Source organism: Burkholderia sp. BCC0405, assembly GCF_902833075.1.
GTDB lineage: Bacteria > Pseudomonadota > Gammaproteobacteria > Burkholderiales > Burkholderiaceae > Burkholderia.
Map to the genome: position 1 here is coordinate 1 of NZ_CADFEO010000004.1, position 18,073 is coordinate 18,073.

Annotated in this window: 12 protein-coding genes; 8 read left to right on the forward strand and 4 right to left on the reverse strand. The window is 60.4% G+C overall.

Annotated features, from left to right (window positions below; genetic code table 11):
- Nucleotides 1–1,435, reverse strand: a 1,435-nt coding sequence (locus HWX36_RS07265; protein ID WP_175951507.1) for a carbohydrate porin, incomplete at its 3' end; no start/stop codon positions are given.
- 1,075 nt (nucleotides 1,436–2,510) lie between these two features.
- On the opposite strand from HWX36_RS07265, the gene HWX36_RS07270 reads away from it, so the two are divergent.
- Nucleotides 2,511–2,648 carry a hypothetical protein gene (locus HWX36_RS07270; RefSeq protein WP_175951508.1) on the forward strand — a complete coding sequence of 46 codons (138 nt, stop codon included), beginning with the start codon at nucleotides 2,511–2,513 and terminating at the stop codon, nucleotides 2,646–2,648.
- Nucleotides 2,649–3,455: 807 nt separating this feature from the next.
- Here the strand turns inward: HWX36_RS07270 and HWX36_RS07275 are convergent.
- Complete coding sequence (locus HWX36_RS07275; RefSeq protein ID WP_175951509.1) at nucleotides 3,456–4,166, reverse strand: response regulator transcription factor; 711 nt, start codon at nucleotides 4,164–4,166, stop codon at nucleotides 3,456–3,458.
- A gap of 489 nt (nucleotides 4,167–4,655) precedes the next feature.
- Between HWX36_RS07275 and HWX36_RS07280 the strand changes: the two genes are divergently transcribed.
- From HWX36_RS07280 to HWX36_RS07290, 3 genes are all read left to right on the forward strand, one after another.
- On the forward strand, nucleotides 4,656–4,964 hold the full coding sequence (locus HWX36_RS07280) for an H-NS histone family protein (RefSeq protein WP_244136336.1): 309 nt from the start codon (nucleotides 4,656–4,658) through the stop codon (nucleotides 4,962–4,964).
- Between the two features lie 565 nt (nucleotides 4,965–5,529).
- Entirely contained in the window at nucleotides 5,530–10,902 is a 5,373-nt protein-coding gene (locus HWX36_RS07285) for a YadA-like family protein (RefSeq protein WP_279613382.1), read from the forward strand.
- Nucleotides 10,903–11,006: 104 nt separating this feature from the next.
- Nucleotides 11,007–11,801 (forward strand): EAL domain-containing protein, encoded by a 795-nt coding sequence (locus HWX36_RS07290; protein ID WP_244136342.1) that lies wholly within the window; start codon nucleotides 11,007–11,009, stop codon nucleotides 11,799–11,801.
- 313 nt (nucleotides 11,802–12,114) lie between these two features.
- Here HWX36_RS07290 and HWX36_RS07295 read toward each other — a convergent pair whose 3' ends face one another.
- On the reverse strand, nucleotides 12,115–12,798 hold the full coding sequence (locus tag HWX36_RS07295; protein ID WP_175951511.1) for a GntR family transcriptional regulator: 684 nt from the start codon (nucleotides 12,796–12,798) through the stop codon (nucleotides 12,115–12,117).
- Nucleotides 12,799–13,320: 522 nt separating this feature from the next.
- On the opposite strand from HWX36_RS07295, the gene HWX36_RS07300 reads away from it, so the two are divergent.
- The 3 genes from HWX36_RS07300 (at nucleotide 13,321) to groL (ending at nucleotide 16,559) form a co-directional block, all read left to right on the forward strand.
- A complete protein-coding gene (locus tag HWX36_RS07300; RefSeq protein ID WP_175951512.1) occupies nucleotides 13,321–14,091 on the forward strand; it encodes a response regulator transcription factor in 771 nt (256 codons plus the stop codon).
- A gap of 487 nt (nucleotides 14,092–14,578) precedes the next feature.
- Nucleotides 14,579–14,872, forward strand: a complete 294-nt coding sequence (groES, locus tag HWX36_RS07305) for a co-chaperone GroES (RefSeq protein WP_175951513.1) — start codon at nucleotides 14,579–14,581, stop codon at nucleotides 14,870–14,872.
- Nucleotides 14,873–14,918: 46 nt separating this feature from the next.
- A complete protein-coding gene (gene groL / locus HWX36_RS07310; protein WP_175951514.1) occupies nucleotides 14,919–16,559 on the forward strand; it encodes a chaperonin GroEL in 1,641 nt (546 codons plus the stop codon).
- Between the two features lie 192 nt (nucleotides 16,560–16,751).
- Here the strand turns inward: groL and HWX36_RS07315 are convergent, their stop codons facing one another.
- On the reverse strand, nucleotides 16,752–17,618 hold the full coding sequence (locus HWX36_RS07315; RefSeq protein WP_175951515.1) for a hydroxymethylpyrimidine/phosphomethylpyrimidine kinase: 867 nt from the start codon (nucleotides 17,616–17,618) through the stop codon (nucleotides 16,752–16,754).
- 254 nt (nucleotides 17,619–17,872) lie between these two features.
- Between HWX36_RS07315 and HWX36_RS07320 the strand changes: the two genes are divergently transcribed.
- A complete protein-coding gene (locus HWX36_RS07320; RefSeq protein ID WP_004186709.1) occupies nucleotides 17,873–18,043 on the forward strand; it encodes a rubredoxin in 171 nt (56 codons plus the stop codon).
- Nucleotides 18,044–18,073: the final 30 nt, after the last annotated feature.

Genomic DNA, 18,073 nt, shown 5'->3' on the forward strand with positions numbered 1-18,073 from the left:
CGAACGTGTTGCGCAGCGGCTGGGTCGCGTCGCTCGGGTTCTGGCCGGCGCCGGCGTTGAACGTGTACTGCGCGTCGGCCTGGACGATCCACCACGGGTTGACCTGGTACTGGTAGGTCGCCTCGAGCGTCGTCTCGCGGGTGCGCACGCCGTACGGGCCGGTCGCGAACGTCCGCGCGGCCTGGTCGAGGTCGGTCACGTGGCTGCCGACCTGGATGTACGTGACGCCGAGGCCGACGCTGTCGTTGTCGCGGCCTTCGAACGGCGCCTTCAGCACGATCCCTGCGTTGGCCGAGAAGCTCACCAGGTTGCGGTCGCCCGGCGCACCCATCACGCGTGCGAACACGCCGAGGCTTTTCGCGCCGCTCGGGTCGGGGCGCCAGATCATCTGGTCGGCCACCGCGTAGAAGCTGTAGTTGCCGTGGTGCTGCTGCGCGTCGCCGTTCGATGCGGGATCCGAGAGCGACAATCCGTCGGTGCCCACGTTCTGGTCCGCGAAGCGGCCGTTGTGATACCAGACGCCGATCTTGTAGGTGCCCGGCAGCCCGTTCGAGCGGCCGGTGTCCATTTCGCCGTCGGCCGGCTGGTTCAGCGCGTACTGCAGCTCGCCGATGTAGAGCGCGCCGTTGTGCAGGTTGAAGTTGGTGCCGCTGAGGTTGCTCGGGTTGTTGCCGAGCGGATCGCCGTCGAACACGCCTGCGAGCGCAGTGAGCTTCGGCGTGATCTGCGCGCGCACGCGCATGCCGAGGCCGGCGAGCGGGTACGCGGGACCGCCGTTGGGCAGGTCGTACGAAGGCAGTGCGGGCCAGCCGAACATCGTGTTGACGAACGTGTTCGCATACGTGCTGACCATGAATTCCTGGTCCAGGCTCTGCTGGCCGATCTTCACGTCGACGCGCTTGTCGAGGAACGACTGCTGGTACCACAGCTCCCACAGGCGCGTCGTGCCCTGCGCCTCGATGCCGCTCGCGGTATTGAGCGTGCCGAGGTTCCGTGCACTCAGGTTGGTGCCGTGGATCTGCAGCGCGCTGACGTTGAAGGTGCCGCCGGCCAAGCCGATCGCTTTCTGCGTGTCGACCGTCAACGTGGCTGTCGTCAGTCCGTCGTAGGCACCGCCGCGGTTCAGGCCGCCGCGCAGGTTCGCGAGGTATTCGCTGGTTTCGGTGATCTGCAGCGTCGCGCCGTACTTGCCGAGCCACGGGCGGATGCCGCCCATGTCGCCGAGCAGGTTCTGGCGGGTCCAGACGCCGGTCCACATGTTGGTCGGCTTCGCCTGGATCGCCAGGTCGGCCTCGGGTGCTTCGGGCTGCGCGTCGACCGGCACTTCGGCGAAAGCCGTGCCGCTCGCGAACGACGCGCACGCGAGGATGGCCGCACAGGCGGCGGGGCGCATCCGGGCGCGGACGCTGTCTCCCTGGGACGACGCAAACTTCATATCAAATCCGTGGTTCTATTTAGTGTGGAATCCTGCTTGTCGGTCGCTGTCCGGACGCTCGGCGCCGATTGGCCGGAGCATGAAGATGAACGCAACGCGGCGCATCGTAGGAGTGTCAAATGGGAAAGTCAATGTAAACGAGAATGATTCGCATTAAATTACTGAATGTAATCCAAGGGCTTACGGACAGCGGGTATTACGCGTTTAGCAGAGAATTGAAACGTAAATATCGGCGTAATGAAAATGAATGGTCTGACGCGGATCGATAGATTAGCGAGGGGCGGCGCTAGAGACATCCGGCGCGCGCCAAGTGGCGCGTTCCAGAGGACGGAATCGGCGTCGCTATTGAGGTTCATTATGCGATGTCACCGGCCGCACGAACTCCGTGCTTTCCCGGTGCGCAAACAGGCCGGGTGAAATTCGCGAACCGTGCGAGCCCGCCGGCTGTGCGTGCGGCCGTTCGTCAGGGTTTGCGTTGTAAGGGTTTATTTGTCGTATTCGTGCGGGGTTCCGACGGTTGATGTTGAGGCTCGTTCAGATTCGGACGGACCTTTTTGCCGAAGCGAGGCTTCCGGACGAGGCGCGCTTCCGTCGTTGAGCCGATCGTTCGCTTGCTTTTGAATGGCCGGTTCTCGCAGGCCGGTGACGATGATCGCCGAAGGCCGCAAATGATCCCTCTTTCTGAATGTGACAATCGTTCAAATCTCGCCGTGTGCGGACGCGTACCATCGTCACTGCTCTGTTACCGGAGCATTTCCCCTCGGATTTGACGCCAAGCTCGTGCTTGGCTTTTTTTTGATGCAACGAGTGATGTAACCGCGGATGTGTTCAAGGTTTGTCGAAAGATCTGGCTTGCTATCGAGGCTCGAGATCTTTCACGACTTGTACGCCCTGTAGCGTCGGCGGCAACGTGTGCGCGACCGGCGGTATCAAGGTCGATGCGCACGGCGTAGCCGCCTGTTCGGCAATCGAATCGCCTCGAGGCTTGCAGTCACACTTCAGCTGCCCGTGGGTGCGTCCTCGCCGATGCGGTCGATCGGGACATCTGGACTAACGATGTAGTGGTGGCGCCGAAATGAATAAAGCGATGCTCGGCATGTGCGGTCTGGTGATCTGCGGACTTGTCGTGACACAGGTGATCGTCCTGGAGACGGCGCCGACACCGCAGGAAAAAGTCATACATGCCGCGGTAAAACCGGCGAAGGTGAAGTGAGGATGCGTGTTTTGTTGACGCTGTGGGGAAGTGCGGTCGCACTGGTTATTTTCCTGGTCTGGCTTGTCTATCATCCCGCACACGGCCAGCCTGTGCCACTTGATGCTCGACTGATCCAGGGCTCGACGAAGTCGATCATCGGGCAGCAGCGCGAGCGGGCCCGGTAACGCCGGCTCGTGCAGCTTCGAGTGTGGGTCGCGATCGTACCGATGCCCGAAATGACGTTTCCTCTTCGGCCCGGCACCCGGTTGGATTTCGGGCAGTTGAATCTGGGGGCGATGGATGCGATCCGTGGCTTCCGATTTGAGGTTGAGAAATGCAATATTCCCTGGATCGAATTCTGACCGTCACGGCGCTCGCCTGGCAATTGACGGCACCGACAGAGATGGAAGCCATAGTCAATGGCGCGTCGATCACTGATGTCGACAGGCAGTTGTCTGTGAAAGACAGGTTTAAGCCGACATAGGCGACGAATGCGTAGGCGAAGGCTCGCCAGGATGAACTCGTCGCACGGCGGTCTGTTCGGCGCGATCGTCCGACTGCAGGAACTAATCTTCACCGTGCAACTGAACGAGCAGTGACAGGATCACGCAGGGCCGTCGCCCGCCCCGTTTGCCCAGAATCCACGGCGGTATTCATCGATCACGGATCTCATCTTGAGCAGCGGCTCGTACACCGGCCGGTCGTGCACAACGTCATGGCTCTGGACTGGATTGGACAGCGTGACGCTCGAAAGGCCGAGGTCGTTGCCGTAACGACCTCGGCGCGTACGCGGTGCCCAAGTATTGAAACGAAGGCGAGCCTTGGCTATTCGGCATTGCTCGAGTGAGTCGAATCGACCAGTTCCAGGCGGTAGCCGTGGTTGTACACAGCGCGAAGCCGAACACCGTTTTCGGGGCAGAGACGCAGCTTGGACCGCACTCGATAGATATGGGTGTCGAGCGTACGGGAAATATGGTCGCTATGGCGCCCCCATATCGACTTGATCAGTGCTTCTCGCGGCATTGCGCGGCCACAATTTTGAAACAGTGCAACGGCAACGGTGAATTCTCTGGATGTCAGTTTGATCGGCTCATCGCTCAAGAATACGGTCTCGGTCGCAAGATCCAGACGATAACGACCAATATTGATCGATGTCGGATTTGAGTTAACTGGATAGGCCCGCCGCAGGAGAGCACGGACTCTTGCGATCAATTCATTGCGACGGATGGGCTTGACCATGTAGTCGTCGGCGCCTGCCTCAAGTGCGACGACAAGATGGTCCTCGCGCACTCGATTCGTCAGGAACAGCACGGGGAGATCTCTGCCGATTCGTGTGCGAATCCAGGCGAGGACTTCCAGTCCGGAGATATCCGGCAAGTTCCAGTCCAGCACGACCAGATTGACGGTGTCCGTTCCGAGGAAGCGGATGGCCTCCGCGCCCGCGGTGGCGCTCCGTACATCGTATCCCTCGGCGATCAGTGTGTCGCGGAGAAGCGCCACCTGTGCTGGTTCGTCGTCAACGGCAAGAATTTTCATTGGCACCATTTTTCATCGTGTTGCTCGAATCCGCGCATGCCTGCTTGCATTGGAGCTGATTACTTTTTTAAATAAATTGAAAGGCAATTGCAATGATTTGAATTGACGCCTCGTGGCCTCGTGGCCTCGCGGCAGGTCTGATTTGCGTAATAGAGTGGCATTTATCGACAATCTTTTTGTCAACTTTTATGAACGAATTGGATCAATTGGGGTGCGAATGATGTGTGACAAATGTTGTCAATTACTGCTCGTTGCAGATATACGATGCGTCATAGGGCTTGTTGAAGCAGGAGTAGGGCCCGCTCCGGATGTTTTTGTGTCTGGGATTGTGCGTAGGGCAGGGCGGGGCAGCGAATAATGATTGGCTGTCGCTAGTGTGCGATTCATCTGCGACAAGTAACAAATAATGAAGCGAATCGCATGATGTTTTCGGGTTGTCGGTTCGATCGACATTTTCTTGATGATGAACGGCGGTTTGTAATTATCTCAATGAGCAAGCTGGATTCGTTTCGACAGTATCTGGATACAAAATTGAAACTGGAGTCTCGGATTGCAGAGGAGCGCCGAAACGCCATGGAGGCGATTTTGCTCGAGATCAGGTATTGCGTTCGAGAGTTCGGTTTTGCTCCAGAAGATATTTTTACCGTCGATGTCCTGCGGCGGGCGACCAAGCGGCGGCCGCGCTACTTTGATCCTGTCAGTGGAGCGACATGGTCAGGGGTAGGGCGCGCGCCCGAGTGGATTCGCGATAAAGATCGCAAGCAGTTTGAGATATCCAGCCTTGATCGTGACGATTGACGCGTTCGATCTTCGCAGTGGAGTGAAGGTAGGATGTTCCGCGCCTCTAGGTGGTTGTGTCGCTTGGGATGAGTCAGGCGGGATCGAAATATAAAATGGTTGTCGTGCCAATTGACATGGCAAGCCTGGTGCCGTAGTGATCACGGTTTATGTCGTGAACTGAGGCGCCTCATTATTATTTAATTGTTGCAGCTAAAAAGGTTTCGGCTTTTCGAGGTGCTTCTGTCGTGGCTTACCCGATAAGTACGGTATGTGTCGATATGAGCGCCGGGAAACATGCGCGCACTCATTAAATTTCGATGAATTATATGTGTGGCACCTGCTTGAACATTGCGTGCTTGGCGAAATTGCTTGTCAAGGCGGTCGCTCAACGCCAAGCACTATCGAAACAACTAGTGTGGCTTGCGAGTAATCGAAGTGGTGCGTCTTCGGCAAGAGGCTAAAAATATTGTTTTGATGGCAGTTCATTAATTCATTTTCGATCAAAATTAAATTAATTAATTTGATGGTCGTGAGGTCAATGAGTGCCCGGGTGAATAACTAGGCGGGGTGGGTAATGAATCGGATATTTCGATCGATCTGGAATGAGTCGCTGGGCGTGTGGGTTGCGACGTCCGAGCTGACGCATGCGCGCGGTAAGGCTTCAAAGAGCGCTTGTTTGCAGGAAGGTGAGAATTCGTCTGACCAGAGCGCATTTCGCCCGCAGACGATGCGATTTGGGCCTGGTGTCTCAGGAATTCTGGCTGCAACAGGAATCTTGGCGACAGCAGCGTTGCCCCTTGATGCGTGGGCGGGTGCCATTGGAAATTGTAATGGCAATTCTGCGTCCACGACGAGTCTTCAGGGGACGAACACTTCGTTAACAACCGGTGCTTGGACTGGGTCCGAGGGAAACTGCGGAACCGGGACTGGCGTAATCATAGCGGAGAGCCCGAATGCTAGCGGCGGCGTCAGTGGCACTAAAGCCTATATCTGGGTCGGGCAGACCGGAAACAATGCCACGGGTACGATTACGCTCTACGGCCCAAGCGGGATAACGTTGTCAGGCGTGACATCGCTCAACAACAACAAGATCACGAATTTGGCGGCGGGTACGAATCCGACCGACGCGGTGAATTTTTCCCAATTGACGTCGTTGTCCACGTCGACCTCAACGGGTCTGTCCTCGGCGAACAGCTCGATTACCTCGCTGTCCACCGGTCTGAGCTCGACTAACAGCACGGTGTCGTCGCTGTCGACGTCGACGTCGACCGGTTTGTCGTCGGCCATCAGCTCGATTACGTCGTTGTCCAGTTCGACGTCGACGGGCTTGTCGTCGGCCAACAGCTCGATTACCTCATTGTCGACCTCGACCTCGACCGGTTTGTCATCGACCAACAGTTCGGTGTCGTCGCTGTCCACCTCGACCTCGACCGGTTTGTCATCGGCCAACAGCTCGATCTCCTCGCTGTCCACGTCGACCTCAACGGGCCTGTCGTCGGCTAACAGCTCGATCTCCTCGTTGTCCACCGGCCTGAGCTCAACCGATAGCACGGTGTCGTCGCTGTCGACATCCACGTCGACCGGTCTGTCGTCGGCCAACAGCTCGATTTCTTCGCTGTCCACGTCGACCTCGACGGGCTTGTCATCGGCCAACAGCTCGATTTCTTCGCTGTCCACGTCAACTTCAACGGGCTTGTCATCGGCGAACAGCTCGATCTCCTCGCTGTCCACCGGCCTGAGCTCGACGGATAGCACGGTGTCGTCCCTGTCGACTTCGACCTCGACGGGCCTGTCGTCGGCCAACAGCTCGATTTCTTCGCTGTCCACGTCGACGTCGACGGGCTTGTCGTCGGCCAACAGCTCGATTTCTTCGCTGTCGACGTCGACCTCGACGGGCTTGTCGTCGGCTAACAGCTCGATCTCCTCGCTGTCCACCGGCCTGAGCTCGACGGATAGCACGGTGTCGTCCCTGTCGACTTCGACCTCGACGGGCCTGTCGTCGGCCAACAGCTCGATTTCTTCGCTGTCCACGTCGACGTCGACGGGGCTGTCGTCGGCGAATAGCTCGATCTCCTCGTTGTCGACGTCGACTTCGACGGGCATCAGCTCGTTGTCGACCGGCCTGAGTTCGACAGATAGCACGGTGTCGTCCCTGTCGACTTCGACCTCGACCGGCTTGTCGTCGGCCAACAGCTCGATTTCTTCGCTGTCCACGTCAACTTCGACGGGCTTGTCGTCGGCTAACAGTTCGATCTCCTCGCTGTCCACCGGCCTGAGCTCGACGGATAGCACGGTGTCGTCGCTGTCGACGTCGACGTCGACGGGCTTGTCGTCGGCCAACAGCTCGATTTCTTCGCTGTCTACGTCGACGTCGACGGGGCTGTCGTCGGCGAATAGCTCGATCTCCTCGTTGTCGACGTCGACTTCGACGGGCATCAGCTCGTTGTCGACCGGCCTGAGTTCGACAGATAGCACGGTGTCGTCCCTGTCGACTTCGACCTCGACCGGCTTGTCGTCGGCCAACAGCTCGATTTCTTCGCTGTCCACGTCAACTTCGACGGGCTTGTCGTCGGCTAACAGTTCGATCTCCTCGCTGTCCACCGGCCTGAGCTCGACGGATAGCACGGTGTCGTCGCTGTCGACGTCGACGTCGACGGGCTTGTCGTCGGCCAACAGCTCGATTTCTTCGCTGTCCACATCGACCTCGACGGGGCTGTCGTCGGCGAACAGCTCGATCTCCTCGCTGTCGACCGGCCTGAGCTCGACAGATAGCACGGTGTCGTCCCTGTCGACTTCGACCTCGACGGGCTTGTCGTCGGCTAACAGCTCGATCTCCTCGTTGTCGACGTCGACTTCGACGGGCATCAGCTCGTTGTCGACCGGCCTGAGTTCGACAGATAGCACGGTGTCGTCCCTGTCGACTTCGACCTCGACCGGCTTGTCGTCGGCCAACAGCTCGATTTCTTCGCTGTCGACGTCGACCTCGACGGGCTTGTCGTCGGCGAACAGCTCGATCTCCTCGCTGTCGACCGGCCTGAGCTCGACGGATAGCACGGTGTCGTCCCTGTCGACTTCGACCTCGACGGGCCTGTCGTCGGCCAACAGCTCGATTTCTTCGCTGTCCACGTCGACGTCGACGGGGCTGTCGTCGGCGAATAGCTCGATCTCCTCGTTGTCGACGTCGACTTCGACGGGCATCAGCTCGTTGTCCACCGGCCTGAGCTCGACGGATAGCACGGTGTCATCGCTGTCGACATCGACGTCGACGGGCTTGTCGTCGGCCAACAGCTCGATTTCTTCGCTGTCCACGTCAACTTCGACGGGCATCAGCTCGCTGTCCACCGGCCTGAGCTCGACGGATAGCACGGTGTCATCGCTGTCGACTTCGACGTCGACGGGCTTGTCGTCGGCCAACAGCTCGATTTCTTCGCTGTCCACATCGACCTCGACGGGGCTGTCGTCGGCGAACAGCTCGATCTCCTCGCTGTCGACCGGCCTGAGCTCGACAGATAGCACGGTGTCGTCCCTGTCGACTTCGACCTCGACCGGCTTGTCGTCGGCCAACAGCTCGATTTCTTCGCTGTCCACGTCGACGTCGACGGGGCTGTCGTCGGCGAATAGCTCGATCTCCTCGTTGTCGACGTCGACTTCGACGGGCATCAGCTCGTTGTCGACCGGCCTGAGCTCGACGGATAGCACGGTGTCGTCGCTGTCGACTTCGACGTCGACGGGCTTGTCGTCGGCCAACAGCTCGATTTCTTCGCTGTCCACGTCAACCTCGACGGGCTTGTCGTCGGCTAACAGTTCGATCTCCTCGCTGTCCACCGGCCTGAGCTCGACGGATAGCACGGTGTCGTCGCTGTCGACGTCGACGTCGACGGGCTTGTCGTCGGCTAACAGCTCGATCTCCTCGCTGTCGACCGGCCTGAGCTCGACCGATAGCACGGTGTCGTCGCTGTCGACGTCGACCTCGACGGGCTTGTCTTCGGCCAACAGCTCGATTTCCTCGCTGTCCACATCGACCTCGACGGGGCTGTCGTCGGCAAACAGCTCGATCTCCTCGTTGTCCACGTCGACCTCGACGGGCATCAGCTCGTTGTCCACCGGCCTGAGTTCGGCCAATAGCTTGGTGGCATCGCTGTCGACGTCGACCTCGACCGGCTTGTCGTCGGCCAACAGCTCGATCTCCTCGCTGTCCACGTCGACCTCGACGAGCATCGACTCGCTGTCCACCGGCCTGAGCAGCACGAACAGCACGATCCTGTCCCTGTCCACCTCGACGTCGACCGGCATCGGCTCGCTTTCCACGGGCCTCAGCTCGACCAACAGTTCGATGACGTCGCTGTCCACGTCGACCTCGACCGCGATCGAAGCCGCGAAGACGCACTACTACAGCGTCAACGATGGCGGTACGGCAGGGGCGAACTATGCGAACAGCGCCGCGACGGGGATCTACTCGCTGGCCGCCGGCGTAGCCGCAACTGCCGCGGGCGCCAGCAGCGTCGCGGTCGGTAACGGCTCGAACGCGCAATCGGACGGCGCGGTCGCGATCGGTCAAAGCGCTTCGGCCACAGGAGGCAAGGCCGTGTCGATCGGCTCCGGCAACACCGCGAGCGGCGACGGCGCGGTCGCGATCGGCGACCCGAGCGTCGCGACGGGTACCGGCGCAGTCGCGATGGGTGCGGACGACACGGCGACCGGCACCGGGGCCGTGGCGCTCGGCAACGCGAACACGGCAACCGGCAACGGTGCGCTCGCACTCGGCAGCTCGAGCCAGGCCACCGCGGACAACACGATCGCACTCGGCAACCAGGCCACGGCAAGCGCCGTCGGTGCACAGGCCTACGGCTCGGGCGCCACGGCCAGCGCCACCAACGCGCTCGCGTTCGGTTCGAACGCCACCGCGAACGTCGCCAACTCGATCGCGCTCGGCGCGAACTCGGTCACCGGCAACGCGGTCGCGGTGTCGAGCGTCACGGTCGGCGGGGTCACGTACTCGGTCTTCGGCACCAATCCGGTGGGCGTCCTGAGCGTCGGTTCGCCGGGTGCGGAACGCCAGATCACGAACGTCGCTGCCGGCCAGGTCTCGGCCACCAGCACGGACGCGATCAACGGCAGCCAGTTGAACGCGACGAACCAGGCGGTCAACAACCTGTCGACGTCGACCGCGACGAACGTCGCATCGCTGTCGACCGGGATCAATTCGCTCTCGACGGGCCTGAGCGCGACCAACAGCAACGTGTCCTCGCTGTCCACATCGACGTCGACTGCGATCAACGCGCTGTCGACATCGACGGCGGCCGGCATCGGTTCGCTGTCGACCGGCCTGAGCACGACGAACAACAACGTGGCCTCGCTGTCGACCGGCGTAACGAACATCAACAACCAGTTGAGTCAGCTTTCCACGTTGATGACGACGAATACGACGAGCGCCGCCGGCGTCGCCGCCGACATGAACGGCACTGGCACCGACAAGCCGACCGTCACAGCCGGCTCGAACTCGGTGGCGATCGGCGCGAATTCGACGGATGGTGGCCGACAGAACGTGGTGTCGGTCGGCAGCGACACGCAGCAACGCCAGATCATCAATGTGGCACCGGGTACGCAGGGCACCGATGCGGTCAACGTGAACCAGCTCAATGCGGTGCAGTCGACGCTGTCGACGGCCCTGTCGGGCCAGCAGGCGCAGATCAACTCGCTGGGTTCGCAACTGCAGCAGACCGACCAGATGGCGAAGCAGGGCATCGCAGCCGTCGGCGCGATGGCGTCGATCCCGCAGCTCGATCGCGATTCCAACTTCGGGGTGGGGCTGGGTACGTCGACCTTCCTCGGCCAGAAGGCGATGGCGGTCAACATGCAGGCCCGCATCACGGACAACCTGAAGGCGTCGATCAACGGCGGCTTCAGCGGCGGTCAGCGGGTGATCGGCGCCGGCATGCTGTACCAGTGGAAGTAGCCGCATGTTGACGCACGGCCGACGGAAGGCAGGGTGCGGGAGCGAGGCTGTATCAGCAGGCGCTGCAATGCCGGGTGCATGCGTGGGAGATCGCTGTGGATGCTATGGCCATGCGTTGCAGTACTGATGATCTTGTCGAGGACGCGGAGCGTGGATTGGTTCGGAAAGAGTTCTTTTTCGTCTATCAACCCAAGCTCCGCCTTCAGACCGGATTGCTGTCCGGATTCGAGTCGTTGATACGCTGGCATCATCCGGAACGTGGTGTGTTGATGCCGGCGGCGTTCATTGACCTTGTCGAGAATTCGCATCTGACACGCCGATTTACGGATTACGTGATCGATGAGTCTGCGCGGGTGCTTGCTGGTTGGGCTGCACTCGGATACGACAACTTGTCTCTGTCTGCCAATTTTCCTGCTCGTGAAATTACCCGGGACGGCGTGGCAAAACGCTTGTCTCTTGTTCTGGATTCGCATGCCGTGTGTGCCGCGAATTTCCAAATTGAACTGACGGAATCCATCGATCCGGGGCCGATCGAAGCACTCGCAGCAGCTATCGCTTCGATTCGGAGGATGGGAGTGAGCGTTGCAATCGACGATTTTGGTTCGGGGTGTTGGTCGCTGAGCAAGTTGCATCGTCTCGAAGTGGATACGCTCAAGCTGGACCGGTCTTTCATGCGCGACGTCCACGAGAACGTCGAATCGAGAACCATGGTCGAAACGCTCGTCGAACTCGGGATCCGCTTGGGAAAGCATGTTGTCGTCGAGGGCGTTGAAACCGAGGCTCAATTTTCGTGGCTGCAAGCGATGCCACAAATCGATTGTCAGGGATACTATATTTCTGAACCCGTTCGAGAGGCGCAGGTGGACGGGCTGATCCATCGGTGCGGAATCGCGCGTTGACGGCACAGCCCGCAGTCGCGGGTTGCGACGGGCGTGATCCCGTAAATATCAGGACAGGATCGTCGTCCTCACATCGCAGTCATCGCGTTGCGTGCGCCGATCGTCAGTCGCGACGTCGAGGCGCTGCCGATATTCACGTGGCCGAAGCAAGGCTCGGAAGAGGTCGGTGCCGTATGTGCGGCGTTGAGTTTGCGCGGCATATGCCAGGCGTGGCGGCGTGCTCGCTTCGTCGAGGGTGTGAAATAAAGACGCGATGTAAAGATGAGACGGCGCCGCCCAAGTCAATGCGCTGAATGGCGGCAGCGGCGCGTTGTCAGACCGCAATTCGCAGATGATTCGGCTCGAAATCGCGGGTGAAGCAGTCTCGCGTAAATGCGTCTATATAGTCCATCATCAAGTCTGATGAAACCCCGGCTTGCTGCTCGTCGCCGTCAGCTATCGCGCGTGCGACCCGCGTGTGCTGCCGGCTTGCGGTCGGCAAGTCGTTCAATTGCTTGTGATACATGAAGTAAAAGCGGCGCGACAACGCATGTAACGGCGCAATGGCCTCGGCGGCGAAGCGATTTCGCGAAAACTGCGCGCTAAGTTGATTGACCGCGTATACGCGTCTCAAGTAGGCGACGACGTCGCGCGATTCACCTGCCACGTCGAGTTCGTCAGCGACGTCGCGGATCTGCGCGCGTTCCTCGGGCGAGGCGCGCCGCGCCGCGCGTTGCGCGATGAGGCGTTCCAGTTCGCGGCGTGTTTCGAGCACGAGCAACTGATCGTGAATGTTCGGGACGGTAATCATGATGCCGTGACGCGGAACGACCTGAACGAGATGCGAAGCAGCCAATCGTTGTACGGCCTCGCGAACGGGCGTTCTCCCGGTATTCAGCTTCTCCGCAAGCGACGCCTCCGACCAGACGCTGCCGGGCGCGAGCTCCAGCGTCACGATGAGTTCCTCGAGTTTCTGGTGAGCCTGTTCGGCAAGGGTGTTACCCGTCAGTCCGTTCATGTGCCTAAGCGATCGCCGAAAGAATATTACTAACATATTAGAGCGGGCGTCCCCTGTTTTCAACTCAAGGCTAAAAGGGTCAAGGTTAGGGAACGGGTTTACCCCCTTTGATCTCGTGCTAGCGCTTCGATATTCTACTGATATGTCAGTAACATCTAACTGACATGCTTGATGAGCGGGATGGGTTGCGTTGCATCCAGCGACGACGAATCTGTTCGACTCATTGCCGGCTCGAGGGGGGACGAGGGGCGTCAATAAGGGTGCCGGAGTACTTGGCAGTCTCGCGATGATCCGCTTGCGGCGTTCTGCCAACCGGTATCGCCCGCGCCGCACGTTGGCGCCCGGTGTATCGCGGGGAGGCGTGCTCTCAAAAACAGGGTGACCGATCGGGTGTTGAGGCGAGGCTGGTTTCAATCGATCGGCAGTGGTTAAAAATAAGACGTCAAGTTTGTACTGGTGTATCCGTGCGATCGATTTGGTGTGCGATGTAACTCATTCGGGTCGACGAAGGCTGGGGGTGTTATGAGTATCTTGTTGGTGGAAGGGGATCCGGGTCAGGCGTCCGCATTTGAAAGAGCGCTGCGAGGGACGAATCGGGAAATTTTCCGGGTGTGCGATAGCGCGAGAGCCGTCCGGTATCTTAAAAGGGAGATGGTCGACCTCATCGTGCTCGATTGGCGAATTCCGGATGCCGACGGCCTGAATTTGTTGCACTGGATTCGGGCTAATGTCGGAGACGAACCGGCCGTCTTGTTCCTGGCTGCGAGAACGCTTGAAGCAGATGTCGCTGCCGCGCTGGACGCAGGCGCCGACGAGTACATCGGTAAGCCGTTTCGCGAGATCGAGTTGGCCGCTCGCGTCAATGCGCTGTTGCGTCGAAAAGGCCGCAACAAAAAACTCGATAGCAGGGTCGAGATCGGCGCGTATGTTCTGAATCCGCTTGCGCGTACCATTGCGCTGCACGGGAAAATCATCGATTTGACGGCAAAGGAATTTGCGCTGGCAAATTTCTTGTTCAATAACATCGGGAGCGTGCTTTCCCGGGACTCGTTGTCGACGCTGGTATGGGGGCGGGCACTGGATGGAACATCCCGGAGTCTCGACACCCATATCTATCGACTTCGACAAAAGCTGGTGCTTCGTCCGGAAAACGGGCTTCAACTGTGTGCCGTGTATACGCATGGTTACCGGCTCGATACGGTCGACGAAGGTTTGACGGTGGCGCGTTTTGCGGTCCCTGCCCACGTGTCGCAGCGTGCCATTTCCGAGAGTCCGGTGCCCGCGCTGCTGTAGAAAATTCCGGTCGATTCGTCCGTTCAACGGGGCGAGGGTGCTGCCGCGCGTTCGAGTCGTGAGCGCAACGGAGCGTCCGCGCCCCATTTAATTTGTTGGATGCATCTCGATGTCCGGGATTTCCCTGGGGTACTGTGGTCACCGGGGGGATCCGTGCCGGCGGCTCGGACAAGCGGCTCAACACGTCTTTCCAGCTCACATCGGCTCTCGGATGCGGGTCTCTGTAAGTCATTGTTTTTGCTTGATATATCTCCGCTTTTTCTGCCTCGTCCCGGTCGTTCCGGGCACACGCTCAAGTGATCAAGGCTCAAAGCCGGGCGCGCCTCGCCGGCCCGAAAAAAAACCGCCGATCCCCCTTCTTGAATTTGTCAAAACCCGTCCATATAATTAGCACTCGCTGCACGAGAGTGCTAACAATTCTCTGCCAGGCGCCAAGCCGGGCAGATTCCCTAAGCGTTCTTCAATCTCAGTCAAGAGAGGAGTGAATATGAACCTTCGTCCTTTGCACGATCGCGTGATCGTCAAGCGCCTGGATCAAGAAACCAAGACCGCCTCGGGCATCGTGATCCCCGACGCCGCAGCTGAAAAGCCGGATCAGGGCGAAGTCCTGGCCGTCGGCCCGGGCAAGCGCGACGACAAGGGCGCGGCAATCGCGCTCGACGTGAAGGTCGGCGATCGCGTCCTGTTCGGCAAGTACGCAGGCCAGACCGTGAAGGTCGACGGCAACGAACTGCTGGTCATGCGCGAAGAAGACATCATGGCCGTGGTCAACGCCAAGTAAGCGTCCACCGACGGTACATATTCCCAAGAATTCAAGGAGTTAGAAGATGGCAGCTAAAGACGTCGTATTTGGCGATTCCGCCCGTTCGAAGATGGTCGAAGGCGTGAACATTCTCGCCAACGCAGTCAAGGTCACGCTGGGTCCGAAGGGCCGCAACGTCGTGCTCGAGCGCAGCTTCGGCGGCCCGACGGTCACCAAGGACGGTGTGTCGGTCGCGAAGGAAATCGAGCTGAAGGACAAGCTCCAGAACATGGGCGCGCAAATGGTCAAGGAAGTGGCTTCCAAGACCAGCGACAACGCAGGCGACGGCACGACGACGGCAACCGTCCTCGCGCAATCGATCGTCCGCGAAGGCATGAAGTACGTCGCATCGGGCATGAACCCGATGGACCTGAAGCGCGGCATCGACAAGGCAGTCGCAGCGGCTGTCGAAGAGCTGAAGAAGATCAGCAAGCCGTGCACGACGAACAAGGAAATCGCACAGGTCGGCTCGATCTCGGCGAACAGCGACACGTCGATCGGCGATCGCATCGCTGAAGCGATGGACAAGGTCGGCAAGGAAGGCGTCATCACCGTCGAAGACGGCAAGTCGCTGGCCGACGAACTCGACGTCGTCGAGGGCATGCAGTTCGATCGCGGCTACCTGTCGCCGTACTTCATCAACAATCCGGAAAAGCAAGTCGCCGTCCTCGACAACCCGTTCGTGCTGCTGCACGACAAGAAGGTGTCGAACATCCGTGATCTGCTGCCGGTGCTCGAGCAAGTCGCGAAGGCAGGCCGTCCGCTGCTGATCATCGCTGAAGACATCGAAGGCGAAGCGCTCGCAACGCTGGTCGTCAACAACATCCGCGGCATCCTGAAGACCGTTGCGGTCAAGGCGCCGGGCTTCGGCGATCGTCGCAAGGCGATGCTGGAAGACATCGCGATCCTGACCGGCGGCCAGGTGATCGCGGAAGAAACCGGCCTGACGCTCGAGAAGGCAACGCTGGCAGAACTGGGCCAGGCGAAGCGCATCGAAGTGGGCAAGGAAAACACGACGATCATCGACGGCGCAGGCGAAGCCGCGAACATCGAAGCACGCGTGAAGCAAGTGCGTGCGCAAATCGAAGAAGCGACGTCGGACTACGACCGTGAAAAGCTGCAAGAGCGCGTGGCCAAGCTGGCCGGCGGTGTTGCAGTGATCAAGGTCGGCGCAGCGACCGAAGTCGAAATGAAGGAAAAGAAGGCACGTGTCGAAGACGCACTGCACGCAACGCGCGCAGCTGTGGAAGAAGGCATCGTGGCAGGTGGCGGCGTTGCGCTGATCCGCGCTCGCACCGCGATCGCAGGCCTGACCGGCGCTAACGCCGACCAGAACGCCGGCATCAAGATCGTGCTGCGCGCCATGGAAGAGCCGCTGCGTCAGATCGTCACGAACGGCGGCGAAGAAGCCAGCGTCGTGGTGGCGGCAGTTGCTGCAGGCCAGGGCAACTACGGCTACAACGCGGCGACGGGCGAGTACGTCGACATGGTCGAAGCCGGTGTTGTCGATCCGACCAAGGTCACGCGTACCGCACTGCAGAACGCAGCTTCGGTTGCAGGCCTGCTGCTGACGACGGACGCAGCTGTTGCCGAACTGCCGAAGGAAGACGCACCGATGCCGGGCGGCATGCCGGGCGGCATGGGCGGCATGGGCATGGACATGTAATCGACTTCGGTCGATGGTGTCCGGAGCGCGCAGCGATGCGCGTTCCAGCCAAAAGAAAAGACCCGCAGCGATGCGGGTCTTTTTTATGTGCGCACGGATTTCGATGCATGCGCGGGGTGGCCGAAGATGCCGCGCCCCAAGGCCGTGACATGGGCAGCGGGCAGCGGCGTGGCATGCCCCGCCGTGTTCGCCTCAATGCCGGTGCGACGTCCTCGGCACCGGGTCGGCCTTCACGGCCGGTGGCGTGTCCGAGTCTTCGTTGCTGCGCGCCCAGAAGAACCGGTCGGGCAGGTACGCACCCATGCCGGGCCGGAACGCGTCACGCACGGACTGGTACAGGTATTCCTGCGCCTCGCGAACTGCTTCGGGCGGCTCCTGGCCGTTCGCGAGCAGTGCCGCGATGGCCGCGCCCAAGGTATCGGTGATGCCCATCAGCCGGTGCGGCGAGCGATCCCACATGTCCTCGCGGAGCTGGCCCTCCTCGCCGTACAGTGTGTTGACGAGCCGGTGCGAGCCCGTCTCGGACGACAGGATGTACTCGCAGCCCTGCGACAGCAGGTGCGAGACGGCCGCGTCGAGATTCGGCGCCTCGGCGTCGCCGTCGGGCTGCGCGAGCGCGATCAGCGTCGCGTAGTCGGCGACCAGCAGCGTGGTTTGCGGCGCGAGCAGGTCGGCGATCGATTCGCGCAGGTCGTCGGCTGCGAGCACGTGTTCGTCGTCGAGCGTGAAGTCCGGCGCGAGCACGAGCGGCACGCCGTCGTAGTCGGCGACGACCTCGGCGATTGCGCTCACGACTTCCGCGCGCGTCGCCGCGCCGATCTTGAACGCTGCAACCGGCATGTCTTCGAGCAGCATGCGCGCCTGGGCGGCGACCACGTCGGGATCGAGGCCGGTCACTTCGTCGCAGGCGGCCGAGTCGCGCACGGTGTAGCCCGTCAGGACGGACACGCCGTGACAGCCCATGCTCGCCAAGGTCATCAGATCGGCTTGAATGCCGGAGCCGCCAGTGGGATCGGATAGGCCGAAGGTGAGGACGATCGGAGGGGCGTTGCTGGACATGTAAAAATGGGGCAAGAGAAAAACGGGAAAGCGACGGGCATGCGGACGGCGAGGCGAAATGGGCATTTTTGGCCCTGTGTTGCCCGGCAGGCCGCACTTTTCAGTCATTATGCGGCGGAATCCGGCCTGCACGACGGATTTTTTAGCGCAGCGCAACGTAGTCGCGTTACTCCAGCGCGATTGCTAGGCAGTCCGGCCCCGACACGGTACCATCATGGCTCCCGAATTTACCGACTTTCCCGACGCGGCTTAAGATGGAATACAAGAGCTGGATGTGCCTGATTTGTGGCTGGATTTACGACGAAGAAGCCGGGCTGCCGGAAGAGGGCATTGCCCCGGGCACGCGCTGGGAAGACGTCCCGATCAACTGGACGTGTCCTGAATGCGGCGCCCGCAAGGAAGACTTCGAGATGGTCCAGATCTGACCGGACCCTTGGCCCACGGACACACCGCTC